Raw genomic sequence first — 25,242 nt, forward strand, 5'->3', positions numbered from 1 at the left:
ATTATGATAATAATATATCGTCTATTTCGACAAAATTAAATTTTTCTATTTATTTATACAATAAAACATGGTATAGTATTTTCGATTAGAGATAGGGGTAGAACATCAGATGTCTGATCTCTTTTACATAACAGATTAGGCGGAGGTTGAATATGACAATTAAATCAGACAATCGTCACTTATATTTACAAGTGATAGAACGAATAAAAAAAGACATTGAAAACTCTGTATACCGTGAAAAAGAAAAGCTTCCTTCTGAATTTGAACTCTCAAAGAAACTAGGTGTGAGTCGAGCAACTCTACGTGAGGCCCTTCGTATTCTAGAAGAAGAAAACGTTATCATCCGGCGGCATGGAGTTGGAACGTTTGTAAATTCAAAGCCACTTTTTACATCTGGTATTGAACAACTTAATAGTGTGACAGCTATGATTGAACAAGCAAGTCTCTCTCCAGGAACAATTTTTCTTTCTTCCTCTATGACTGTAGCAACTGATGAAGATATTAAGAGATTTAACTGTAATAAAGAAGAAGAAATTTTTCTCTTAGAACGGGTTAGAACCGCAAATGGTGAACCCGTCGTTTATTGTGTGGATAAAATCCCCCGCTATGTACTACCTGAAGCCTTTGATCATGAGCAAGAATCGTTATTTAAATTATTACAAGATGAAGCAAATTCATATATTAGCTATGCAGTTACAAATATAGAACCCATTGGTTATCACGACAAAATCTCCCCTATTTTAGAATGTGAACCGGAAACAGCTCTTCTTTTATTAAAGCAAACACACTTTGATGAAAACGATAAACCTGTACTGTATTCTTTGAATTACTTTCGTGCAGATAAGTTCAGCTTTCATGTTGTTAGAAAGCGCTTATAGAAAACACTATTTTGTATAGATTAAGAGTAAGAATCGCTTACTTTAAGGAGGTGATCCTGCAAGTTTCAACAGGTTTAAATCGTTTGATTTACACAGGAAATAACTACTAATAGGGGGTTTTTTACTTGAAAAAGAAACATGGTTTGGCTTTATCACTCGTTTTAGCTGCAGGTACACTTTTAGGAGCATGTGGTGGCGCAACGGAAGAAAAAGACGGAGCTGCTGATGAGGGTACAAAAGAAGAGAATTTCACTGTTGCGATGGTAACAGATGTAGGTGGGGTTGATGATAAATCATTTAACCAATCTGCATGGGAAGGTCTTAAAGCATTTGGAGAAGAGCATGGCCTAGAAAAGGGACAAGAGGGGTATAATTACCTTCAATCTCAATCAGATGCGGACTATGCAACAAACCTTAATAATCTAACTCGCCAAGATTTTGATTTAGTATTTGGTATTGGCTTTCTTATGCTTGATTCTATAAATGAAATTGCGCAACAACAAAAAGAAGCGAATTTTGGGATTGTTGATGCAGTTGTTGAGCAGCCAAATGTAGCTAGCATTTTATTTAAAGAGCAAGAAGCAGGATTCCTAGCAGGTATTGCAGCAGCTAATGCAACAAAAACAAATAAAATTGGTTTCATTGGTGGTATGGAAATTCCTGTTATAGAACGTTTTGAAGTTGGTTTTCTTGCAGGTGTGCAATCTGTTAATCCAGATCTTAAAGTAGAAGTTCAGTATGCAGGTGCATTTGATAAAGCAGAACTAGGCCAAACAATTGCTTCAAAAATGTATTCTTCTGGTGCTGATGTAATTTTCCACGCAGCTGGAGGAACTGGTAACGGATTATTTAAAGAAGCTCGTGACCTTAAAAAGAAAGATCCTTCTAAAGAAATTTGGGCAATCGGAGTTGACTCTGACCAAACAGCAGAAGGTGTAGTTGAAATTGAAGGTAAAGAACATAACGTAATTATTACTTCTGCTTTAAAACGTGTTGATAATGCTGTATTAGATCTATCAAACAAAGCAAAAGAAGGTAATTTCCCCGGTGGAGAAATAACAACTTATGGGTTAGCTGAAGACGGTGTAGGACTTGCGCCAATCAATGAAGAGCTTACTAATAAAGCTGACATCGAAGCTTCAGTTGAAGAGTATAAAGAGAAAATCAAGAGTGGGGATTTAGTTGTTCCTGCTTCAAAAGACGAACTAGCAGCATTCAAAGCAAAATAATTATGTAATTTAAAAAGTGGAATAAGTGGTTATACTGGCCGCTTATTCTTTCTTAATGAATAAAGGTAGAACTTTAATTGAAGTGTAGAAAAAAATTCTACCTTTCACTTAAGGTTTTAACCTGAGGGCATTCTCCCTTGCATAAAAACTTAGTCAGTTAGAATAAACTTGGTCAAAAGATCAGGTTTTTATAATCGACCATAAGGTCTGACATCTAACTACTGTAATTATCATCTTAATCATCTTGAGCAAGGAGTGAAAAAAATGGATTATGTTATTGAGATGCTCAACATTCGGAAAGAATTCCCTGGAATCGTAGCGAATGATAATATTACTCTCCAATTAAAAAAGGGGGAGATTCATGCTCTATTAGGTGAAAATGGAGCAGGAAAATCAACGTTAATGAATGTTCTCTTTGGTTTGTATCAGCCAGAAAAAGGTGAGATCCGAGTAAATGGACAATCAGTTAAAATAACCAATCCTACTATCGCAAGTGAATTGGGTATTGGAATGGTTCACCAACACTTTATGTTAGTTGATACTTTTACGGTTACTGAAAATATAATTTTAGGTAAAGAAACGACTAGTGGTGGAAAAATTGATTTAAAAAAAGCAGAGAATGAAGTAAAAGAAATATCTGAGAAATACGGTTTGTTTGTTGATCCACAAGCAAAAATATCTGATATTTCAGTAGGTATGCAACAACGAGTAGAAATCCTTAAAACCTTATACCGTGGTGCTGAAATTCTTATTTTTGATGAGCCAACAGCCGTACTGACACCGCAAGAAATCAAAGAGCTTATCCAAATTATGAAAACGCTTATTAAAGAAGGTAAGTCTATCGTTCTAATTACCCACAAGTTAAAAGAAATAATGGAAGTTTGTGATAGAGTAACGGTAATTAGAAAAGGTGTTGGCATTGGAACAGTTAATGTAAGTGAAACAGATCCAAACCATTTAGCGAGCTTAATGGTCGGACGTGAGGTCACATTTAAAACCGATAAAAGCCCCGGAGTTCCGAAAAAAGAGGTTCTCGAAATTAAAGATCTAGTTGTCAAGGACTCACGAGGATTCGGCGTGGTAAATGATCTCGATCTCATTGTTAGAGCAGGAGAAATTGTTGGGGTTGCTGGTGTCGATGGAAATGGACAAACAGAATTAATTGAAAGTATTACAGGTCTAAGAAAATCAGAAAGTGGTTCAATTAAGTTGAATGGTAAAGAAATTCGAAATCTTTCACCAAGAAAAATTACAGAAACCGGAGTAAGTCATATTCCTCAAGATCGTCATAAACATGGACTTGTTCTTGATTTTCCAATTGGTGAAAACATCGTTCTTCAGACCTACTATAAAGCTCCATTTTCAAAAAGTGGCGTATTGAATTTTAAAGAAGTTTATAATAAAGCTCGAGCATTAATTAAAGAGTTTGATGTTCGAACTCCTAGTGAATATACACTAGCTCGTTCTCTTTCAGGCGGAAATCAGCAAAAGGCAATCATCGGAAGAGAAATTGATCGTAATCCAGATTTGCTTATTGCAGCACAACCGACAAGAGGACTAGATGTTGGAGCAATTGAGTTCATTCATAAGCGTTTAATCGAACAGCGTGATAATGGAAAGGCAGTTCTTCTTATATCATTTGAATTAGATGAAATCATTAACGTAAGTGATCGTATTGCGGTTATTTACGAAGGGGAAATTGTTGCAATCGTAGATCCTAAGCAAACAACTGAACAAGAGCTTGGTTTATTGATGGCAGGGTCTATACGTAAGAAAGCGGGTGAAGAAAGCAATGTCTAGTCGCTTGAAAAATATTCTAGTACCTATTATTGCAGTGTTACTAGGTATTATCTTGGGAACAATCATTATGTTCCTAACAGGATATGATGCATTTGCTGCATATCGTGCACTTTGGAATGGTGCGTTTGGAGATATTTATTATACAGGGGAAGTTATTAGACAAGTAACTCCATACATCCTGGCAGGACTAGCAGTAGCCTTTGCATTTAGAACCGGTCTTTTTAATATTGGCGTTGAAGGACAACTAATTGTTGGTTGGCTAGCAGCAGTATGGGTTGGAGTTGCTTTTGAATTGCCAAAAATCATTCATTTGCCTTTAGCTGTTTTAGCAGCTGCTTTGGCAGGAGCATTTTGGGCATTTATTCCTGGTTATCTAAAAGCTCGTTTTCGAGTTCATGAGGTAATTGTCACGATCATGATGAACTATGTGGCCTTACATGTTGCAAACTATGTTGTACGAAGCGTTCTTTCTGAAAATAGTGATCGTACTGAAAAGATTTTTGATTCAGCAACACTCCGCTCTCCATTTCTTGAAGGCTTGACCGACTATTCTCGTCTACATTGGGGAATTGTGATTGCACTTATCTGTGTGTTTATTATGTGGTTCATATTAGAAAAAACATCTAAGGGCTATGAATTAAGAGCGGTGGGATTTAACCAACATGCTTCGCAATATGCTGGCATGAACGTTAACTCAAATATCATTTTATCGATGGTCATTTCAGGTGCATTTGCTGGTTTAGCTGGTGCTATGGAAGGATTAGGTACATTTGGTTACGCAGCAATTAAAGGTGGCTTTACAGGTGTTGGCTTTGATGGAATTGCTGTAGCGTTATTAGGAGGAAATGGTCCAATTGGTATCATTTTCGCGGCACTACTATTTGGAGCATTAAAGGTAGGGTCCCTTAATATGCCATTAGAATCAGGTGTTCCAAATGAGTTAGTCGATATTATTATTGCGTTAATTGTTTTCTTTGTAGCAACCAGCTACATGATTCGCTGGGTAATTGATCGTATTAGTAATAAGGGGGCGAAGTAAGTGGGATTAATGGATATCTTATTAATTGTTATTCCTTCCACACTATTATGGGCTGCTCCACTTATTTTCACTGCATTGGGTGGAAACTTCTCTGAGCGTTCAGGTGTTGTAAATATTGGGCTTGAAGGTTTGATGGTCATAGGAGCTTTTTCAGCGATTGTCTTTAACTTAACTTTTGATAATACATTTGGAAATGCAACACCATGGATATCATTATTAATTGCAATGGTTATAGGGGCTTTATTTTCTGTTCTACACGCTTTAGCATCGATAACCTTTAGAGCCGATCAAGTTGTATCAGGTGTTGCGATTAACTTATTAGCTGTTGGAGCTGCTTTGTTCCTAGTAAAATTCATATATGGAAAAGGACAAACGGATATTATTCAAAAAGGGTTTAGTAAAATTGATGTACCGTTATTAAGTGATATTCCCCTAATTGGTCCTTTGTTTTTCTCTAACACATACTACACATCTTATGTAGCGATCATCGTTGCATTTATTGCTTGGTTTGTGATGTTTAAAACTCCTTTTGGCTTACGTCTACGTGCGGTTGGTGAACATCCGATGGCTGCAGATACAATGGGAGTCAATGTTACGAAAATGCGTTATATTGGAGTGATTATCTCAGGAGCACTAGCGGGAATTGGTGGCGGAGTTTATGCACAGTCAATTTCTTCTGACTTTAGTCATGCAACCATTAGTGGACAAGGCTTTATGGCACTCGCTGCCCTAATCTTTGGAAAATGGCATCCACTAGGTGCAATGGGAGCAGCATTGTTCTTCGGATTTGCTCAAAGTTTAAGTATTATCGGGTCAAGTTTACCGTTTTTAGAGAATATACCAAACGTATATCTCCTAATAGCACCGTATGTGTTAACAATCTTAGCGCTAACTGGATTTATCGGTCGTGCTGATGCTCCTAAAGCATTAGGTACACCATATGTAAAAGGTGAAAGATAATAAGGTGAAAAGGACTGTCCAATTGGGCAGTCCTTTTTTTTACAGTATAGTTTTTATGGAAAGATGGCAAAATTTAAACGTTAACTAAAATATTTTTTGGATAAGGTGAGGGAAATGGCAGTAGAAAAGAAACTTGACTTATTAGCGTTATCCTCAGTGCCACTTGTGATGACCTTAGGAAATTCAATGCTAATTCCTGTTCTACCTCTTATTTCGAAAAAGTTAAAGATAAGTTCATTTCAAGTCTCATTACTTATAACGGTTTATTCAATTGTGGCTATTTTCCTAATTCCAGTAGCTGGCTACTTATCCGATCGATACGGAAGAAAAGTTGTGATGATTCCATGTCTAATTATTGCAGGCATCGGTGGAGCAGTTTCAGGATGGGCATCGTGGAAGATAGACGATCCCTATGTGATGATTTTAGTTGGAAGAGTTCTTCAAGGAATTGGTTCTGCAGGAGCTGCACCTGTTGTCATTCCTTTAATAGGAGATCTCTTCAAAAAAAATGATCAAATTAGTGCTGGTCTCGGTCTTATCGAAACAGCAAATACTGCTGGTAAAGTATTAAGTCCTATTATCGGGGCAACACTAGCATCTTTTATCTGGTTTTTACCTTTTTGGTTTATTCCTTTTTTTAGTTTAATCAGTGTGTTTTTGGTGTTTTTTCTTGTGAAAATCCCAAAACAGGCCCCAAAAAAACAATCTCTAAAAGAGTTTGCATTGTGCGTAAAAGGCATCTTTAAAAGGAACGGACGATGGCTATACGCTATTTTTGCTATAGGTTGTATTATCATGTTTGTTTTGTTTGGTGTCCTGTTTTATTTATCGGATATGTTAGAAAAGCAATACAACATTAATGGAGTCCACAAGGGTTTCTTACTTGCCATCCCGCTTCTCGCCCTTTCAATTAGTTCGTTTCTTTCAGGTAAAATCATTGGACAAGATAAAGTGCGAATGAAAATGATCATCGCCGCTGGCATGGCTGTGCTGTCTCTTTCATTCTTAGCGCTGCGGTTACAACATTCGTTTCTATTTTTGCTCACATTTTTAGTATTTAGTGGAATTGGAATTGGCGTTGCACTGCCAGCTTTAGACGCGTTAATCACAGAAGGAATTGAAAAAGATGAAAGAGGTACGATTACATCAATTTATAGTTCGATGAGATTCATTGGTGTTGCTGTAGGCCCACCAGCATATGCTTACTTCACGTCTGTTGCGGAGCATTTAATCTATTATGTTTCAGGAGGAATAAGTATTGTTGCAATGCTTCTCGTGCTTTATTTTATAAATCCTCATGATGAAAAAAAACGCCCAACTCCAAAGTTAGCATAAACTAATGCTAGCCATCAAATAGGAAATTGAAACTCCTATTGATAGCTTAAGCATCGTTTCATTTCCTTTATTATCCTCTTGTTGATATAATTACTAGCATGTATTCATACGTTTAACTGTAAAAAAGGAAAAACTAATAATGAATTTAAAGTTAATTGTTTAAGAGGAGGGTTTAAATGTCATATCTCAACGAACAGATCGACACTGTAAATGGATTAACTCTGCATACAATCCCAGAAGCTAAATTTAAAACAAACACCCTAGTTTTAAAGATTTTAGCACCATTAAAGAAAGAAGATGTTACATTGCGTGCCCTACTTCCTTATGTGCTGCAACGAGGAACGACGTCTTTTCCAACAAGTACAGCGTTGCGTAAACATTTAGATGACTTATATGGAGCCACGCTTCATGTTGATTTATCTAAAAAAGGGGAAAATCATATTATTTCGTTTCGGATGGAGATTGCCAATGAGAAGTTTTTATCCGATCAAACTCCATTGCTCGAAAAAGCAATTAAGCTGTTATCAGAAATTATCTTGTCACCTGTTACTAACGGAGACGAATTCTCTGAAGAAGTAGTTACCCAAGAAAAAAGAACGTTAAAACAACGAATTCAATCGGTTTATGACGACAAAATGAGATACTCTAATTTGCGTCTGGTACAAGAAATGTGTAAAAACGAGCCCTACGCACTTCATGTAAACGGGGAAATTGATGAAGTGGATACCATCACGCACTCTTCTCTCTATTCTTACTACAAAAAAGCACTATCAGAAGATAAAATTGATTTGTATGTTGTCGGAGATGTAACAGGGCAAACAGTACAAAAATATGTTAACAACTATTTTTCATTCACTGACAATTCATTTAAGTCAAGTGAGAGTAGCTCAACTACTATTCAGGTTAAAGAAGCAAAGGAAGTCATTGAGGAGCAAGATGTTAAGCAAGGTAAATTAAACGTCGGTTATCGCACAAACACAACCTACAAAGACTCAGAGTACTATGCTCTACAAGTATTTAATGGTATCTTTGGAGGTTTCTCACATTCGAAACTTTTCATAAATGTTCGTGAAAAAGCAAGTCTTGCCTATTATGCAGCATCACGAGTAGAGAGCCATAAAGGATTATTGATGGTCATGTCAGGTATCGAAGAGCAGAATTTTGATCAAGCTGTAACGATAATTCGTGAACAAATGGAAGCAATGAAAAGTGGAGATTTTACAGATCAGGAGCTTCAACAAACAAAAGCTGTCATCCGCAATCAACTCCTAGAAACGATTGATACATCTTATGGCTTAGTTGAAGTGCTATACCATAATGTAATTGCAAACATACAAAGACCTTTTGACGACTATTTGCAAGGAATAGAAGAGGTAACTCCAGAAGACGTGAAAAAAGTAGCGGGAAGTATAGATCTTGATACCATTTATTTTTTAAAAGGAAAGGGGGAGAAAGCATGACAAATCCAATTCGTTTTGAACAACTACAGGAAGAAATGTATTATGAAAAGATGTCCAATGGATTAGATGTATATGTTTTGCCAAAGAAAGGCTTTAATAAAACCTATGCAACCTTTACAACCAAGTATGGCTCGATTGATAACCATTTTGCCACACTTGGCAGTGAAGAAATAATTACAGTTCCAGATGGAATTGCTCATTTTTTAGAGCACAAGCTTTTTGAAAAAGAAGATGGCGATGTCTTTCAACTGTTTAGTAAGCAAGGTGCCTCCGCAAACGCATTTACATCGTTTACAAGGACGGCATATTTATTTTCAAGTACATCGAATGTAGATAAAAATTTAGAAACGTTAATTGACTTTGTTCAAGAACCTTACTTTGCTGAAAAAACAGTTGAAAAAGAAAAGGGAATTATTGGTCAAGAAATTAACATGTATGATGATAACCCAGATTGGCGTTTATACTTTGGCCTTATTCAAAATCTTTATCACAATCATCCTGTACGTATCGATATCGCTGGTACAATTGAGTCGATTGCAAAAATCACCAAAGATTCATTATACGAGTGCTATAACACGTTTTATCATCCGAGCAACATGCTACTGTTTATAGTCGGACCAGTAGACCCGGAAGAAATTCTTACACAAGTGAGAGAAAACCAAGCAAAAAAAGACTATAAGGATCAGCCTGAAATTAAACGAGACGTTCCAGATGAGCCAAAAGAAGTGTTTAAACCACTTGAAAAGCTTCAAATGAATGTACAGTCATCGAAATGTCTTGTTGGCTTGAAGGCAAGTAACGCAAATCGTACTGGAAAAGAATTGCTAAAATACGAGCTATCAATGAATGTCTTATTGGATATGATATTCGGCAAAAGCTCTGAAAATTATAATGAGCTCTATCGTTCAGGCCTTATTGATGACACCTTCAGTTTTGATTACACAGAAGAAGGTGGTTTTGGATTTGCGATGATTGGTGGCGACACAGATCGACCAGATGAGCTAGCAGATGAAATTAAGAAAATCCTTTTAAATGCTAAAAATAATGGTATTCAGGGCGAATTATTAGCATCGGCTAAGAAGAAAAAGATTGGTGCGTTTTTAAGAGCAATTAATTCCCCGGAGTATATCGCTAACCAATTTACAAGATATGCTTTTAATGAAATGAATTTATTTGAGGTAGTACCTGTGTTAGAGTCACTCACAAAAGAGGACATTGCAGCTACAATCAACGAAGCTGTGGATGAATCTCTATTCTCGGTTTGCCAGGTTGTTCCGAAACAATGAGTACCCTAGGAGGGTGACTTCTAAGTGTCTAACACTTAGGCTAAAAAGTCACCCTCTTTTTTGATAGTATCAGAAAGTATAAAATTTGATACTAAGTCTGCGTCTCGCAAATCCAGCTGCAGCGCCTAGTCCGAAGCACAGGACGTGCTAGTGCAGTCAGTGCGACAGGAGTCACGTTTTTTGACTGCTCGAGGTCATAAGGCTGAACAAGGCGCCCCGCGCTTTTATTTCACTTAAAATTGGAGAATTAATTATGGTTAAACATGCACTTATTACCGGAGCAAGCGGTGGAATCGGTTCTGCCATTGCAAAAAAGTTAGCAGTACAGGGCTATAATCTTTACTTACATTTTAATCAAAATGAAAACGCATTGACCAATTTAACTGAATTACTAGCTCCCCACGACATCGAAATTTATTGTGTACAAGCAGATCTTTCGTCAAAGGATGGTGTACAAAAACTCTTAAGCCAAATCAACCATACCATTGATTTACTAGTCTTAAACAGTGGGAATAGCTTTCATGGATTAGTAACAGATATGGAAGACGTAATGGTAGATGAGATGGTCAACCTACATATAACAAGTCCTTTTCAACTAACTAAAAATCTAATTCCAAAAATGGTGACGCAAAAACAAGGGAATATAATTGTCATATCCTCTATTTGGGGTTTGGTTGGCGCGTCCTGTGAAGTGCTTTACTCCATGGTTAAAGGTGGACAAAATGCTTTTGTAAAAGCGTTAGCGAAAGAATTAGCCCCTAGCAAAATCAGGGTCAATGCAATTGCACCAGGTGTGATTCAAACACCGATGATGGCACAATTTTCGGAGGAGGAACTAGAGAATCTGCAAGAAGAAATCCCAATGGGGAGACTCGGAACGCCAGAGGAAATAGCCAGCACAGTATCCTTCTTAGCATCAGAAGATTCATCTTACATAACGGGACAAATAATTTCTGTAAATGGCGGTTGGCTTTCGTGAATTTCAATTATCACTGCATAAAAAAATAAAAGCAGTGACAAACTATCCTTGTATCATACAAAAAGGAGGGGCACCTATGTCAGTATTAGAAAATTGGGACGAGTGGAAAAATTTCCTTGGTGACCGTTTAAATCATGCTGAAAATGAAGGAATGAACGGAGGAGTAATCTCCAACTTAGCTTTCGAAATTGGTGACTACTTAGCAAAACAAGTAGAATCAAAAAACCCGCAAGAGAAAGTTCTTGCTGATTTATGGAGTGTTGCTTCCCAAGAAGAGCAGCATGCAATCGCTAACATGATGGTTAAGCTTGTTCAAAATAACGGTTCACATTAAAAGAGAGGAGTTCATCCTCTCTTTTTCACCTTTTTTCTTTCGTTACAGCTAGAAGTATGTGAATAGGAACGCAGGCCTAATTTATCATATATATTCCTTATTTAATTGCTGTCCAAGGTTTATCCTTCCTTCTTTTCACTAAATGATTTATTATAGGTTTATAGTGTCGACCTAAAGGGAGGTCTTAATTTGGCTAAGCAAGAGTGGTATCTAGAATATGAAATTCAAAAAAATCGTCCTGGTCTTTTAGGCGATATTTCCTCATTACTTGGAATGTTATCGATTAATATCATCACAATTAATGGTGTTGATGATTCAAGGCGCGGTCTTTTGCTTAAATGTGAGCATCACGATCAGGTGAAACGACTTGAATCTATCCTCAATACAATGGATAATATAACAGTTACAAAGTTAAGAATGCCTAAACTACGTGACACATTAGCCGTACGACATGGCCGATACATCCAAAGAGATGCAGATGATAAAAAAACATTTCGTTTTGTTCGTGATGAACTTGGACTTTTAGTTGACTTTTTAGCTGAGCTATTTAAACAAGATGGTCATAAGCTAATTGGAATTCGCGGAATGCCAAGGGTAGGGAAAACGGAATCGATCGTTGCATCAAGTGTTTGTGCTAATAAACGTTGGCTCTTTGTTTCTTCAACTTTACTGAAGCAAACGATTAGAAGTCAGTTGATTGCGGATGAATATAGGGAAGACAATGTTTTTATTATTGATGGAATTGTTTCAACAAGAAGAGGGTCAGAACGGCATTTACAACTTGTAAGAGAAATCATGAGGATTTCTGCGACGAAAGTAGTTGAACATCCAGATATTTTCGTGCAAAATACAGAATATACGCTTGATGACTTTGATTACATTATCGAACTTCGCAATGATCCTGATGAAGAGATTACATACAATGATGTTGAAGGACCACAAATGTTTGATCAAACCAACTTTTCAGGCTTTGACTTTTAATTATGATGGTAGGTGTTACCAATGAGTGAACTAGGAAATCGACTAAAGCAAGCAAGAGAAGAGAGAAACTTAAGTCTTGAAGATCTACAAGACTTAACAAAGATCCAAAAAAGATATCTCGTTGGCATAGAAGAAGGCAACTATGAAATGATGCCTGGAAAGTTTTACGTAAGGGCCTTTATAAAGCAGTATGCTGAGGCAGTGGGCCTAGATTCAGAGCTTCTATTTGAAGAATACAAGAATGACGTTCCTTCTACATATAACGACGATTTGCCAGAAAGGCTCTCAAGAGTAAAAACACAGAAAGAACTGCCCAAATCAGCCTCAAAAGCTCTAGAATTACTGCCCAAATTATTGATCATCGCATGTATTATTGCGATCGCTGTGATTGTTTGGATATGGCGTCAAAATGGTGCTGAAACAGATGGTGCACTTCACACAGAAAGCACTGTAGAGGATACTGGTAATGTTTATGAAACGGCTGAGGGTGCCACTAAGAGTGAAAATGGCCAGGATGAAGAAGAGAACTCTTTAGTAGAAAGTGAAGAGAACACTACTGAAACAGAAGAAGAAACTGCCCTAGAGGAAGTTCCAGCACAAACAATTTCTGTGAAAGAAACGCAGGCAAAAACAACGACATATGAACTTACTGGAACTGACAAATTTGAGTTAGAAGTGGTTGCAAAGGGAAACACTTGGGTAAGTATAAAGAATGGAACAGGCAAAGCCTTTTTTGGAGCTGAAATTAAAGAAGGTGAGTCTGAAATAAATGACTTTACAGCCGAATCTGAAATTCAATTACGAATTGGCAATGTCCCTGGTACAGAAATTAAAATAAATGGGGAAGTCCTAAAGTATGAGATTAACCCAAGTGACGAAACCATTCAAAATATCAACATCCTTAATACACAAGAATAAAGTCATCTTCCTTGATGACTTTTTCTTACTTTTTTTACAAAAACCTTATAATACATAATAACAAAATTAAGTGAATACCTATTCTTTTTAAGATAGAACCTTGGAGGAAGACAAAAAATGAATTTACCTAATAAAATCACCATTTCACGAATTTTTCTTATTCCCGTTTTCATGATCATTATGCTAGCCCCTTTTGAATGGGGAGAATTGGCATTCGGTTCAGAAACGATTCCTGTTACACACTTCGTAGGTGCCCTGTTATTTATTATTGCTTCAACAACTGACTGGATAGATGGATATTACGCAAGAAAACTTAATCAAGTGACAGATTTAGGAAAATTCCTCGATCCGCTAGCAGACAAGCTTCTTGTTTCTGCCGCGTTGGTTATTTTAGTTGAGCTTGGTTTTGCGCCATCATGGATGGTTATTTTAATTATTAGCCGTGAGTTTGCAGTGACAGGTTTAAGACTTGTGCTAGCAGGAACCGGGGAAGTTGTTGCAGCAAATATGCTAGGGAAAATTAAGACCTGGGCGCAAATTATTGCAGTCTCAGCGTTATTATTACACAACCTTCCTTTTGAATTTGTAAACTTCCCTTTTGCAATGATTTCATTATGGGTTGCTACGTTCTTTACGGTCTATTCTGGCTGGGATTATTTCGCTAAAAACATGCAAGCATTTAAAAACTCGAAATAAGCGACTGAGAGGGATGAGGGAATGAAAGTCAAAACAGAGATTATTGCAGTTGGCTCAGAGCTTTTATTAGGCCAAATTGTGAATAGCAACGCTCAATTCTTATCAAAGCAACTAGCAGAGCTAGGCATGAATGTCTATTACCATACAGTCGTAGGTGACAACCCGGAGAGACTAGAGCAGGCAATAAAAACTGCACAAACTCGTTCTAATGTACTGATCTTCACGGGGGGGCTAGGACCGACGAAAGACGACTTAACTAAGGAAACGATTGCAAAAGCTTTAGGTAGGCGCTTGGTGACGAATGAAGAAGCGCTAACCTTTATTGAAGATTATTTTAAGAAAACAAAAAGATCCATGTCTGAAAATAATAAAAAGCAAGCTCTTGTTCTTGAAAACTCGTGTATTCTAAGAAATGACTTTGGAATGGCACCAGGCATGGCACTTCAATACGAAGACAAGTTTTACATGTTGCTCCCTGGCCCTCCAAGTGAAATGAAGCCAATGTTCACGAATCACGGTCGAGAGTACTTCACAACTCAATTGGGCTTTCAAGAGAAAATCATTTCTCGGGTGCTCCGTTTTTTTGGAATTGGTGAATCACAACTTGAAACAGACCTTCAAGACTTAATCGACGGACAAAGCAACCCATCGATAGCACCATTAGCTTCAGACGGAGAAGTAACAATTCGCTTAACTGCTAAACATGAACAAGAGACGGTGGCTATTCAACTACTCAATGGGTTAGAAAAAACGATCCAAACCCGAGTTGGTCAATATTTTTACGGCTATGATGAAACAACACTTGTTACAGAATTAATGAAAAAGATGATTGACTATAAAATAACACTGTCGGCTGCTGAAAGCCTAACTGGTGGGCTTTTCTCAGAACAATTAACTTCGATTAAAGGAACATCACTTGTTTTAAAGGGCAGTCTTGTTTGCTACACAAATGAAGTAAAACAAAACATCCTAAAGGTTTCAAAAGAAACACTTAAAGCACACGGTGCAGTAAGTGAACAATGTGCGAGAGAAATGGCAGACAATATCAGAAATTTAACTGGCAGTGATATAGGGATTAGTTTTACGGGAGTTGCAGGTCCTGAACCTTTAGAAAATACACCAGTTGGAACAGTGTTTATAGGTATATCAATGAGTAAAAAACCAACAAAGGTTTTCCCTCTTAATCTAGCTGGCGACAGAAATGGGATTCGAAAAAGAACCGCTAAGTATGGATGCTATTACATTATGAAAGTCATTGAAGGAGAATACAGCTAATTAGCTGTATTTTTTTCTTGACATATAAGAAAGCATAAAATTTGATACTAAGTCTGCGTTTCGCAAGTCCAGCTCCGACGCACAGGACGTGCAAGTGCAGTCAAATGCGACAGGACGTCGCGTTTTTGACTGCCCAGCGCCTAGCCTCGACGCACAGGACGTGCTAGTGCAGTCATGGCGATTGACGTCGCGGTTGTAACTGCCTCGAGGTCATAAGTTAATTTTAAATTGAAGGCCAAAAAACGCCTTCTATTTAGAATAGCCTTATGCTATGCCTAAGGCTGACCAAGGCCTTGCGCTTTTTTAAAAAGATTTATAGTCGAAACTTAAAATTAATTTTTTACTACCTATTTAGACTACAAAACTACTTTTTCTTCTAGGAGATTATTAAATTTTCATAAACTTTTCCTGTTAAAAAAACGAATAAACGTTCGATTTTTACTTGGCAAAAGCTGAAAAAAGCGTTATATTAGTTATAGTTAGAAATTAAAGGAGGAAACACACTTGAGTGATCGTAAAGCAGCCTTAGATATGGCGTTAAAACAAATAGAGAAACAGTTCGGTAAAGGTTCTATTATGAAACTAGGAGAACAAACAGATCGTAGAATTTCAACATTCCCAAGTGGTTCTCTCGCATTAGATGCAGCATTAGGTGTTGGTGGGTATCCACGTGGTAGAATAATAGAAATCTACGGACCAGAAAGCTCTGGTAAAACGACTGTTGCATTGCACGCAATTGCAGAAGTGCAACAAAGAGGTGGACAAGCAGCATTTATTGATGCAGAGCATGCTTTGGACCCTGATTATGCGCAAAAGCTAGGCGTCAATATTGATGAACTTCTTCTGTCTCAACCAGATACGGGTGAGCAAGCACTTGAAATTGCTGAAGCGCTTGTACGAAGTGGCGCAGTTGATATTTTAGTTATTGACTCAGTAGCAGCTCTTGTACCAAAAGCTGAAATTGAAGGTGAGATGGGAGATGCACACGTAGGTCTTCAAGCACGTTTAATGTCTCAAGCATTACGTAAATTATCTGGTGCAATCAGTAAATCTAATATCATTGCAATCTTTATTAACCAAATTCGTGAAAAGGTTGGCGTAATGTTTGGTAATCCAGAAGTTACTCCTGGAGGCCGTGCATTAAAATTCTATTCTTCTGTACGTTTAGAAGTTCGTCGCGCAGAAACGTTAAAACAGGGTAACGATATGGTCGGTAACAAGACTAAAATTAAAGTGGTAAAAAATAAAGTTGCACCACCATTTAAAGTTGCAGAAGTAGACATTATGTATGGTGAAGGAATTTCAAAAGAAGGTGAAATTGTCGATTTAGGAACGGATCTCGACATCGTTTTAAAAAGTGGGTCATGGTATTCCTATAATGAAGAACGTTTAGGGCAAGGTCGAGAAAATGCAAAAATCTTCCTTAAAGAAAATCCTGCAATTCGACAAGAAATTCACGAGAAAATTCGTAAACATTACGGATTAGATAAAGACCACCTAGCTAGTGAAGATGAGGAAAAAGAATTGAGTTTATTAGAGGATTAAGAGGCGTATTTACGCCTCTTTTCTATTTTATTAAACACCGTGTTTGAGATAAATTTTGGAATAGCTGAGAATCCTTTACCTACCGGGCTTGACAAGAAATTTTCACAGATTTACAATTAGGATGTATATTTTACTTTTTTGTAGAATGATATTGAAGCACTTTGAAAGCAAGATGTTGGTATTTTTAAGCTAGGTCGTTTTTAAAACGTATTTTGAATCGACAAGTATCAACATAAAAACCTAAGCTCCTGAGCTTGTATGTTGAAAACTTAATTGAACAATGTACATGCCGACACTTTAATCTAGCAAGAAACAAGTTCATAGCAAGAGGAGGTGTAATGATGGAACCTATTACTATCATCTCCATTTTGCTTGGCCTAATCGTCGGTGCAGTTGTTGGCTATTTTGTTCGTAAATCCATTGCAGAAGCGAAAATTGCAGGTGCAAAAAGTGCAGCTGAACAAATTCTTGAAGATGCAAGGCGCGATGCTGAAGCAACGAAAAAAGAAGCGCTTCTCGAAGCGAAGGATGAAATTCATAAGCTTCGAACGGAAGCTGAGCAGGAAATCCGTGAACGACGAAATGAGCTTCAAAAACAAGAAAATCGTTTATTACAAAAGGAAGAGAATCTTGATCGCAAAGATGAATCGCTAAACAAACGCGAAATTGTCCTAGAGAAAAAAGAAGATTCTCTGAATGAAAGACAACAGCATATTGAAGACATGGAAAGCAAAGTGGACGAGATTGTACGTAGACAGCAAACAGAACTTGAACGCATTTCTAGCTTAACTCGAGATGAAGCGAAACATATTATTCTTGATAAAGTTGAAAATGAACTTTCACATGATATCGCTATCATGGTAAAAGAAAGCGAGAACCGTGCAAAGGAAGAATCGGACAAGAAGGCTAAAGAAATTCTTTCGCTTGCGATTCAACGTTGTGCAGCAGATCACGTTGCAGAAACAACCGTTTCAGTTGTAAACCTTCCGAACGATGAGATGAAAGGCCGTATTATTGGTCGTGAAGGACGTAACATTCGAACTTTAGAAACATTAACTGGTATTGATCTCATCATTGATGATACGCCTGAAGCTGTTATCTTATCCGGTTTTGATCCAATTCGTAGAGAAACGGCAAGAATCGCGTTAGAAAAGCTAGTTCAGGACGGTCGTATCCATCCTGCACGTATCGAAGAGATGGTAGAGAAATCTCGTCGTGAAGTGGATGAATACATCAGAGAAGTAGGTGAGCAAACTACATTCGAAGTAGGAGCTCATGGTTTACATCCTGATTTAATAAAAATCTTGGGACGATTAAAATTCAGAACAAGTTATGGTCAAAACGTTTTAAAACACTCTACAGAAGTTGCATACTTAGCTGGTCTAATGGCAGCAGAACTTGGTGAAGATATAACGTTAGCAAAACGCGCAGGACTATTGCATGATATCGGTAAAGCTATTGATCATGAAGTCGAGGGTAGCCACGTTGAAATTGGCGTTGAGCTAGCAACAAAATACAAAGAGCATCCAGTTGTTATTAATAGTATTGCCTCACATCATGGAGATACAGAGCCGACATCAGTCATTGCAGTAATTGTTGCAGCAGCGGATGCATTATCAGCAGCTAGACCGGGTGCGCGAAGTGAAACACTTGAAAACTACATCCGAAGACTTGAGAAGCTTGAAGAAATTTCAGAGTCTTATGAGGGTGTTGAAAAATCATTTGCGATCCAAGCAGGACGTGAAGTTCGTATTATGGTGAAGCCAGATGCGATTGACGACTTAGAAGCACACAGATTAGCGCGTGATATCCGAAAACGAATCGAAGAAGAACTTGATTATCCAGGACACATAAAAGTAACTGTTATACGTGAAACACGTGCAGTTGAATATGCGAAGTAAAGTGGTGCAGCCTTTTGCACCACTTTCTTTTTTTAACATATAAGAAAGCATAAAACTTGATACTGATTCCGCGTTTCTGAATCCAGCGCCAGCGCCTAGCCCCGACGAACAGGACGTGCTAGTGCAGTCAATGCGACAGGACGTCGCGCTTTTGACTGCCTCGAGGTCATAAGTCTGACCAAGACGCTTGCGCTTTTTTACGTAAAACAAAAAGTAAGCTACAATGTTACTGTAAAAGGTTGAATATAGAGAGGACTATAAAAATGAAAATATTGTTTGTCGGAGATGTGTATGGTTCCCCAGGGCGAGACATGGTGAAAGAATACTTGCCAAAGCTTAAAACAAAATATAAGCCGAATCTAATCATTATCAATGGTGAAAATTCCACAAATGGCAAAGGAATTAGTGAAAAGGTTTATCACCAATTTATTGAGTCAGGTGCACACGTGATTACAATGGGTAATCATACCTGGGATAATAAGGAGATTTTTGATTTTATCGATCGTGCCAACAAGCTGATTCGACCTGCTAATTTTCCTGAAAACAATCCAGGGAAGGGAATTGTTTATGTCCGAGTAGCAGGGAAAGAAGTAGCCGTGATTAACCTACAGGGTCGTGTCTTCTTACAACCATCAGACTGTCCTTTCGGGAAGGCTGATGAGCTAATTGAGGAAGCAAGAAAGCGAACATCGCTGATTTTTGTCGATTTTCATGCAGAAGCAACTAGTGAAAAGCAAGCAATGGGCTGGTACTTAGATGGTAGAGTTTCAGCAGTCGTTGGAACTCATACACATACACAGACAGCTGACAATCGGATTTTAGAGCAGGGTACTGCATACATAACAGATGTTGGCATGACTGGGCCGTATGATGGCATACTAGGCGTTGATCGTGATCTTATTATAAAGAGGTTTAAAACGAACTTACCAATCCGATTTGAAGTGGCAAATGGTCGAACACAATTAAATGGAGTAGTTGTTGAAATAGATGAGAAAACAGGCAATGCTAAAAAAATTGAAAGAGTGTTAATTAACGACGATCATATGTTTTTTGAGTAAGTGTATTATAGTTAGAATTTTTAGGAAAAACATGTGCGCAAGCAGGAATACTACGACCCCCTAGTGAATATAGTATCAATGGAATGATTAGCTAACCAAGTTCAAAAAAGAAGAAAAAGGGGAGCTTTTTTGAATAAAATCTACTAATGATTGTTCTAATGAACTCTCAAGTATTCATTGTAAAAACAAGGGGGAAGTAGAAATGGATATATTAAAAGTCTCAGCAAAGTCTAGTCCGAATTCTGTTGCGGGTGCATTAGCTGGAGTGCTCAGAGAACGTGGACATGCCGAAATACAAGCGATAGGAGCAGGGGCGTTAAATCAAGCTGTTAAAGCAGTAGCGATTGCGCGTGGTTTTGTCGCACCAAGTGGGGTAGATTTAATTTGCATCCCTGCTTTTACAGATATCCTAATTGATGGTGAAGAGCGAACGGCAATTAAACTAATTGTCGAACCTCGTTAAATAAAGGCTTCGACCTGTTTGCCAAATGTGCAAACAGGTTATTTTTTTAAAACCTCGAAATCTATAATGATCGAAACAAACATAAGAAGAGAAACTCGAATGAAGGAGGGGGAGTCCCTGAGAATTTTCGATGCGCATTGTGATTTGCTTTATAAATTGTGGGGAGATCCTACCATTCATGCATTCAATGATTCTACCTTGCAAATTTCAATACAACAACTAATAAACACTCATGCCAAAGTACAGTGTTTTGCACTATTCGTTCCAGAGGAGGTTCCTTTTTCTAGACGCAAGGATGTAGCATTGGCCCAGATTAACATCTTCTATAAAAAAGTTCTAGAAGAATATGACCAAATTAAACTGATTTTAACAGGTGCTGATTTACTTTCGTTAAAAGAAGGGGAGATAGGAGCTATCCTTACCCTCGAAGGTTGTGACGCAATTGGAGATGACCTAGAAACATTGGAGATCTTTCACCGCTTAGGTGTTCGTTCAGTGGGACTTACTTGGAACTATGCAAATCTAGTTGCAGATGGTGCAAAAGAAGAGCGAAATGGAGGAATCACCAACTTCGGTCGAAATGTTATTCACTGGTTAAATGGAAAGCGATTATGGATAGACCTATCACATGCAAGCGAAAGAAGTTTTTGGGAGGCGATTGAGATTGCTAACTTTCCGATTGCCTCTCATTCTAACGCGTATAAGCTTTGTCCTCATGTTCGTAATTTAAGAGACGAACAAATAAAAGCTCTCATACACAAGAATGGAATGATTGGAATCACATTTGTACCTTTTTTTACTAGTCAAGCTAGTAGTTGCTCAATAAAAGACGTGATAAACCATTTAGATTATGTTTGCTCACTTGGTGGTGTAAATAGTGTTGGTTTTGGATCAGATTTTGATGGAATTGATGAGACAATTACTGGACTATCTAATTATTCATCTTACATGACCTTAATTAACACAATGCACCAATATTATCCAAAAGATTTAGTAGATAAGTTCACGTTTAGAAACTTTGCTGAACACATTTCTTATTAGTAAAAGATAATTTAGTTGAAAATTTTAAATAAATAGAAATATTATCAATAAATCACTAAAAGTTACCTTAAAACTCTTGTTTTTTTCTTCTTATAGGTCTAAAATTATAAACGTTTAGTACAATTCCAACTTAGCCACTTTGATTTATTAAATTCATCGTGGATTACTTGTGAATGTGTAACATATTCGTATTTATCCTAAAAATATATAAACAAATGTACATATCTAAAGGGGTGTAAGGAACATGATTAATCAGCTTTCTTGGAAAGTTGGCGGCCAACAAGGAGAAGGTATTGAAAGTACCGGTGAAGTATTCTCCATCGCACTAAACAGATTAGGTTATTATTTATACGGTTATCGCCATTTTTCGTCTCGAATCAAAGGTGGGCACACCAATAACAAAATTCGGGTAAGTACTACACAAGTACGTTCAATTTCAGATGATCTTGATATTTTAGTAGCTTTTGACCAAGAAACTATCGATGTAAACTTTGCTGAATTGCGAGATGGCGGAATCGTTATCGCAGATTCTAAATTTAAGCCAACAATTCCCAATGATACGAATGTAACACTATACTCTGTTCCATTTACTGAACTTGCAGCAGAGCTCGGAACATCGTTGATGAAAAATATGGTTGCAATTGGAACAACGAGTGCGATCCTTGATTTAGATCCGAGCCAATACCATGAAGTAGTAAATGAAATTTATGGTCGTAAGGGACAGCAAATTGTTGAAAAGAATATGGAAGCGATTAAAAAGGGTGCAGAATACATAAAAGAAGAACTCGGATTTAATCGCGAAGACTTATTTTTAGAAAAAGCAGATGAACAAAAACGTATGTTTATGATTGGGAATGACGCCATTGCACTTGGTGCACTAGCAGGCGGACTTCGATTTATGGCAGCATATCCAATAACGCCTGCATCTGAGATCATGGAATACTTAATTGACAAACTTCCTGAGTTTGGTGGAGCTGTTATTCAAACAGAAGATGAGATTGCTGCTTGTACAATGGCGATTGGAGCGAACTATGCAGGGACGCGAACGTTTACTGCATCCGCTGGACCTGGATTATCGTTAATGATGGAAGCAATCGGGCTTTCCGGGATTACAGAAACTCCTCTTGTTATTGTTGATACTCAACGTGGAGGCCCAAGTACTGGCTTACCAACAAAGCAGGAACAATCTGATTTAATGGCAATGATCTATGGAACACATGGTGAAATTCCAAAGGTTGTAATGGCCCCTAGTACAGTTCAAGAAGCATTCTACGATACGATTGAAGCATTCAATATTGCTGAGGAATATCAGTGTCCTGTTATCATATTAACAGATTTGCAGCTTTCTCTCGGGAAGCAAACAGTTGAACCGCTTGACTATAGTAAAATTGAAATTCGCCGTGGTAAATTAATGGAAGAGTCTAACTTAGCTGAGTTGGAAAATAAAGAGTACTTTAAGCGTTATGAGATTACAGAGGATGGAGTATCCCCTCGAGTTGTACCTGGTATGAAAAATGGAATACACCATATGACGGGTGTTGAACATGATGAATCAGGGAAACCTTCGGAAGCCGCTGGAAACCGTAAAGCACAAATGGACAAACGTTTAAGAAAGTTAATGAACATTAAGTTTAAAACACCTGTTCATACCGATACAAAACATGAAAATCCTGATCTGCTTTTAGTTGGTTTTAATTCAACAAGAGGTACGATTGAAGAAGCGATGGATCGACTTGAAAATGATGGTATCTCTGTTAATCATGCGCATATACGTCTTCTTCATCCGTTCCCGTCGCAAGAGATGTTACCACTCGTTCAAGCAGCCAAAAAGGTTGTAGTTGTAGAAAACAATGCAACTGGACAACTTGCCAATATTCTAAAAATGAACGTAGGGCACGCAGACAAGGTATCTTCCCTTCTAAAATATGACGGAAACCCTTTCTTGCCTCATGAAATTCATACGAAATGCAAGGAGTTGTTATAAATGTCGACGTTTAAAGATTTTCGTAATAACGTAAAACCTAACTGGTGTCCTGGTTGTGGAGACTTTTCTGTACAAGCTGCCATCCAGCGTGCAGCTGCAAATGTTGGCTTGCAACCAGATAATCTTGCAGTCGTTTCTGGAATTGGGTGTTCTGGACGAATTTCAGGCTATATTAACTCTTACGGATTCCACGGTATCCATGGGCGCTCTCTACCAATTGCACAAGGTGTGAAGATGTCGAATAGAGACTTAACTGTAATTGCTTCTGGTGGAGATGGAGACGGTTTTGCAATAGGATTGGGTCACACCATTCATGCAATTCGTCGAAACATCGATATTACTTATATCGTAATGGACAACCAAATCTATGGATTAACAAAAGGTCAAACATCACCGCGAAGTGATGCTGGCTTTAAAACAAAAAGTACTCCATTGGGCTCGATTGAATCGGCACTATCTGTAATGGAAATGGCTTTAACTGCAGGTGGAACATTTGTTGCACAAAGTTTTTCAACAGATTTAAAGGATTTGACTTCAATAATTGAAGCGGGGATTAACCATAAAGGGTTCTCGTTCATAAACGTATTTAGTCCTTGTGTAACATACAATAAAGTCAATACGTATGATTGGTTTAAAGAAAACCTAACGAAATTAAGTGACATTGAAGGGTATGATCCTTCTAATAAAGCAGTGGCTATGCAAACACTAATGGAAAACAAAGGCCTAGTCACAGGTCTGATCTATCAAAACAAAGAGCAAAAATCCTATCAAGAAAGTATTCAAACCTACAGTGAAGAACCATTATCAAAAGCCGAGTTAACAATGGATGAGGATAAGTTTAAACAATTAGTAGCAGAGTTTATGTAATTTACACGAGACTTGTCGTTTATCGACAGTCTCTTTTTTTATAAAAATTTTACGTTTTTCTCCCTCTATGTTCAATTGTCCATTGTGTGTGGACTGTGATCTTTACTAAAGTATTATTGAGTGATAATATCATTATAGAACATGGATTTATTACTAAAGGGAGTGTTCATCTTGAACGGAAAAATGAAAGCGATAGTCAAGCATCACAAAGGCTTTGGTGCTGAACTTCAAATGGTAAATATTCCTCAGATTAAAGAAAATGAGGCTTTAATAAAAGTAAAAGCAACATCAATATGCGGCACAGATGTTCATATCTATACGTGGGATGAATGGTCACAAAGTCGAGTTAATCCTCCGTATGTATTTGGTCATGAATTTGCAGGAGAAGTTGTGCAAATCGGCTCTAAGGTCACAAATGTTGAAATAGGTGATTTTGTATCTGCTGAAACACATTTAGTTTGCGGTGAATGTCCACAATGTTTAACAGGGCAGTTTCATATTTGTAAAAACACAAAAATTATTGGTGTCGACACAGATGGTTGTTTTGCAGAATATGTAGCTCTACCCGCTACAAATCTATGGAAAAACCCTAAGGATATGCCATTTGATGTGGCATCCATTCAAGAACCAATGGGAAATGCTGTTCACACTGTACTATCTGGAGACGTGGCTGGTAAAATTGTAGCAGTTATCGGCTGTGGACCGATCGGCATTATGGCAGTTGGGGTTGCTAAAGCTGCTGGAGCATCTCAAGTACTTGCTTTTGATTTAAATGATTACCGTCTTGACCTGGCAAAACAAATGGGTGCAACCACTGTTGTAAATTCTAAAAATGAGGACCCGTTGCAAGTTGCACTAGAATTAACGGAAGGCAATGGCGTAGATGTGGTATGTGAAATGTCCGGTCATCCAATCGCAATGAATCAAGGCTTTAAAATGGTAACAAACGGGGGGCGGGTATCTATTTTGAGCTTGCCCGTTAGACCTGTTGAACTTGATGTAACAAATGATATCGTGTTTAAAGGAATTACGGTTCAAGGGATTACAGGTAGAAAAATGTATGAAACATGGCAACAGGTATCAAGATTATTAAAGTCTGGTCAAGTGGATGTAAAACCATTGATCACTCACCATTTTACTTTAGAAGAGTTTGAAAAGGGATTTGATCTTATGATAAAAGGTACATGTGGTAAAGTAGTATTACATCCATAAA

The 25,242-nt window shown here is 37.6% G+C and carries 22 protein-coding genes; all 22 read left to right on the plus strand.

Annotation, left to right across the window (positions count from 1 at the left end):
• Positions 1–152 precede the first annotated feature (152 nt).
• The 22 genes from ACFFIX_RS07850 (at position 153) to tdh (ending at position 25,241) form a co-directional block, all read left to right on the plus strand.
• Positions 153–878, plus strand: a complete 726-nt coding sequence (locus tag ACFFIX_RS07850; protein ID WP_378932259.1) for a GntR family transcriptional regulator — start codon at positions 153–155, stop codon at positions 876–878.
• 125 nt (positions 879–1,003) lie between these two features.
• Positions 1,004–2,107, plus strand: a complete 1,104-nt coding sequence (locus tag ACFFIX_RS07855; RefSeq protein ID WP_378932261.1) for a BMP family lipoprotein — start codon at positions 1,004–1,006, stop codon at positions 2,105–2,107.
• A 264-nt stretch (positions 2,108–2,371) separates the two neighbouring features.
• Positions 2,372–3,907, plus strand: a complete 1,536-nt coding sequence (locus tag ACFFIX_RS07860; protein ID WP_378932263.1) for a guanosine ABC transporter ATP-binding protein NupO — start codon at positions 2,372–2,374, stop codon at positions 3,905–3,907.
• On the plus strand, positions 3,900–4,946 hold the full coding sequence (locus tag ACFFIX_RS07865; RefSeq protein ID WP_378932265.1) for an ABC transporter permease: 1,047 nt from the start codon (positions 3,900–3,902) through the stop codon (positions 4,944–4,946). Before ACFFIX_RS07860 ends, ACFFIX_RS07865 begins: the two co-directional genes overlap by 8 nt.
• Positions 4,947–5,906, plus strand: coding sequence for an ABC transporter permease (locus ACFFIX_RS07870; protein WP_378932267.1), 960 nt, complete (start codon positions 4,947–4,949; stop codon positions 5,904–5,906). It abuts the gene before it with no gap.
• A gap of 114 nt (positions 5,907–6,020) precedes the next feature.
• Entirely contained in the window at positions 6,021–7,241 is a 1,221-nt protein-coding gene (gene bcbE, locus ACFFIX_RS07875) for a bacillibactin exporter BcbE (RefSeq protein ID WP_378932269.1), read from the plus strand.
• A 176-nt stretch (positions 7,242–7,417) separates the two neighbouring features.
• Positions 7,418–8,701, plus strand: a complete 1,284-nt coding sequence (gene yfmF, locus ACFFIX_RS07880) for an EF-P 5-aminopentanol modification-associated protein YfmF (RefSeq protein ID WP_378932271.1) — start codon at positions 7,418–7,420, stop codon at positions 8,699–8,701.
• Positions 8,698–9,987 carry an EF-P 5-aminopentanol modification-associated protein YfmH gene (gene yfmH / locus ACFFIX_RS07885; RefSeq protein ID WP_378932272.1) on the plus strand — a complete coding sequence of 430 codons (1,290 nt, stop codon included), beginning with the start codon at positions 8,698–8,700 and terminating at the stop codon, positions 9,985–9,987. Before yfmF ends, yfmH begins: the two co-directional genes overlap by 4 nt.
• 253 nt (positions 9,988–10,240) lie before the next feature.
• On the plus strand, positions 10,241–10,966 hold the full coding sequence (gene ymfI / locus ACFFIX_RS07890; RefSeq protein ID WP_378932274.1) for an elongation factor P 5-aminopentanone reductase: 726 nt from the start codon (positions 10,241–10,243) through the stop codon (positions 10,964–10,966).
• A 76-nt stretch (positions 10,967–11,042) separates the two neighbouring features.
• Positions 11,043–11,300, plus strand: coding sequence for a DUF3243 domain-containing protein (locus ACFFIX_RS07895; RefSeq protein WP_378932276.1), 258 nt, complete (start codon positions 11,043–11,045; stop codon positions 11,298–11,300).
• Between the two features lie 189 nt (positions 11,301–11,489).
• Positions 11,490–12,281, plus strand: coding sequence for a YmfK family protein (locus ACFFIX_RS07900; RefSeq protein WP_378932277.1), 792 nt, complete (start codon positions 11,490–11,492; stop codon positions 12,279–12,281).
• Positions 12,282–12,302: 21 nt separating this feature from the next.
• Positions 12,303–13,199, plus strand: coding sequence for a helix-turn-helix domain-containing protein (locus ACFFIX_RS07905; protein WP_378932279.1), 897 nt, complete (start codon positions 12,303–12,305; stop codon positions 13,197–13,199).
• Positions 13,200–13,316: 117 nt separating this feature from the next.
• Positions 13,317–13,895 (plus strand): CDP-diacylglycerol--glycerol-3-phosphate 3-phosphatidyltransferase, encoded by a 579-nt coding sequence (pgsA, locus tag ACFFIX_RS07910; RefSeq protein WP_378932281.1) that lies wholly within the window; start codon positions 13,317–13,319, stop codon positions 13,893–13,895.
• Positions 13,896–13,916: 21 nt separating this feature from the next.
• Positions 13,917–15,170 carry a competence/damage-inducible protein A gene (locus ACFFIX_RS07915; protein WP_378932283.1) on the plus strand — a complete coding sequence of 418 codons (1,254 nt, stop codon included), beginning with the start codon at positions 13,917–13,919 and terminating at the stop codon, positions 15,168–15,170.
• Between the two features lie 504 nt (positions 15,171–15,674).
• On the plus strand, positions 15,675–16,715 hold the full coding sequence (gene recA / locus ACFFIX_RS07920; protein ID WP_378932285.1) for a recombinase RecA: 1,041 nt from the start codon (positions 15,675–15,677) through the stop codon (positions 16,713–16,715).
• 341 nt (positions 16,716–17,056) lie between these two features.
• Positions 17,057–18,616 carry a ribonuclease Y gene (gene rny, locus ACFFIX_RS07925; RefSeq protein ID WP_378932287.1) on the plus strand — a complete coding sequence of 520 codons (1,560 nt, stop codon included), beginning with the start codon at positions 17,057–17,059 and terminating at the stop codon, positions 18,614–18,616.
• Between the two features lie 263 nt (positions 18,617–18,879).
• Positions 18,880–19,674 (plus strand): 2',3'-cyclic-nucleotide 2'-phosphodiesterase, encoded by a 795-nt coding sequence (gene ymdB, locus ACFFIX_RS07930; protein ID WP_378932288.1) that lies wholly within the window; start codon positions 18,880–18,882, stop codon positions 19,672–19,674.
• Between the two features lie 202 nt (positions 19,675–19,876).
• Entirely contained in the window at positions 19,877–20,137 is a 261-nt protein-coding gene (gene spoVS / locus ACFFIX_RS07935; protein ID WP_378932290.1) for a stage V sporulation protein SpoVS, read from the plus strand.
• 99 nt (positions 20,138–20,236) lie between these two features.
• Positions 20,237–21,178, plus strand: coding sequence for a dipeptidase (locus tag ACFFIX_RS07940; protein ID WP_378932435.1), 942 nt, complete (start codon positions 20,237–20,239; stop codon positions 21,176–21,178).
• A 244-nt stretch (positions 21,179–21,422) separates the two neighbouring features.
• On the plus strand, positions 21,423–23,162 hold the full coding sequence (locus ACFFIX_RS07945) for a 2-oxoacid:acceptor oxidoreductase subunit alpha (RefSeq protein ID WP_378932292.1): 1,740 nt from the start codon (positions 21,423–21,425) through the stop codon (positions 23,160–23,162).
• The gene (locus ACFFIX_RS07950; RefSeq protein ID WP_378932294.1) at positions 23,163–24,029 is read left to right on the plus strand and encodes a 2-oxoacid:ferredoxin oxidoreductase subunit beta; all 867 of its coding nucleotides are present in this window, start codon (positions 23,163–23,165) and stop codon (positions 24,027–24,029) included.
• Positions 24,030–24,200: 171 nt separating this feature from the next.
• Complete coding sequence (gene tdh, locus ACFFIX_RS07955; RefSeq protein ID WP_378932295.1) at positions 24,201–25,241, plus strand: L-threonine 3-dehydrogenase; 1,041 nt, start codon at positions 24,201–24,203, stop codon at positions 25,239–25,241.
• The last annotated feature ends 1 nt before the right edge of the window (position 25,242 follow it).

It is taken from the genome of Metabacillus herbersteinensis (genome assembly GCF_042433335.1).
GTDB classification, from domain to species: Bacteria; Bacillota; Bacilli; order Bacillales; family Bacillaceae; genus Metabacillus; species Metabacillus herbersteinensis.

Coding starts and splice junctions, on each gene's coding strand:
- ACFFIX_RS07850 (WP_378932259.1), top strand. CDS start 153: ATGACAATTAAATCAGACAATCGTCACTTATATTTACAAGTGATAGAA.
- ACFFIX_RS07860 (WP_378932263.1), top strand. CDS start 2,372: ATGGATTATGTTATTGAGATGCTCAACATTCGGAAAGAATTCCCTGGA.
- ACFFIX_RS07865 (WP_378932265.1), top strand. CDS start 3,900: ATGTCTAGTCGCTTGAAAAATATTCTAGTACCTATTATTGCAGTGTTA.
- bcbE (WP_378932269.1), top strand. CDS start 6,021: ATGGCAGTAGAAAAGAAACTTGACTTATTAGCGTTATCCTCAGTGCCA.
- yfmF (WP_378932271.1), top strand. CDS start 7,418: ATGTCATATCTCAACGAACAGATCGACACTGTAAATGGATTAACTCTG.
- yfmH (WP_378932272.1), top strand. CDS start 8,698: ATGACAAATCCAATTCGTTTTGAACAACTACAGGAAGAAATGTATTAT.
- ymfI (WP_378932274.1), top strand. CDS start 10,241: ATGGTTAAACATGCACTTATTACCGGAGCAAGCGGTGGAATCGGTTCT.
- ACFFIX_RS07895 (WP_378932276.1), top strand. CDS start 11,043: ATGTCAGTATTAGAAAATTGGGACGAGTGGAAAAATTTCCTTGGTGAC.
- ACFFIX_RS07905 (WP_378932279.1), top strand. CDS start 12,303: ATGAGTGAACTAGGAAATCGACTAAAGCAAGCAAGAGAAGAGAGAAAC.
- pgsA (WP_378932281.1), top strand. CDS start 13,317: ATGAATTTACCTAATAAAATCACCATTTCACGAATTTTTCTTATTCCC.
- ACFFIX_RS07915 (WP_378932283.1), top strand. CDS start 13,917: ATGAAAGTCAAAACAGAGATTATTGCAGTTGGCTCAGAGCTTTTATTA.
- rny (WP_378932287.1), top strand. CDS start 17,057: ATGGAACCTATTACTATCATCTCCATTTTGCTTGGCCTAATCGTCGGT.
- ymdB (WP_378932288.1), top strand. CDS start 18,880: ATGAAAATATTGTTTGTCGGAGATGTGTATGGTTCCCCAGGGCGAGAC.
- spoVS (WP_378932290.1), top strand. CDS start 19,877: ATGGATATATTAAAAGTCTCAGCAAAGTCTAGTCCGAATTCTGTTGCG.
- ACFFIX_RS07940 (WP_378932435.1), top strand. CDS start 20,237: ATGAAGGAGGGGGAGTCCCTGAGAATTTTCGATGCGCATTGTGATTTG.
- ACFFIX_RS07945 (WP_378932292.1), top strand. CDS start 21,423: ATGATTAATCAGCTTTCTTGGAAAGTTGGCGGCCAACAAGGAGAAGGT.
- ACFFIX_RS07950 (WP_378932294.1), top strand. CDS start 23,163: ATGTCGACGTTTAAAGATTTTCGTAATAACGTAAAACCTAACTGGTGT.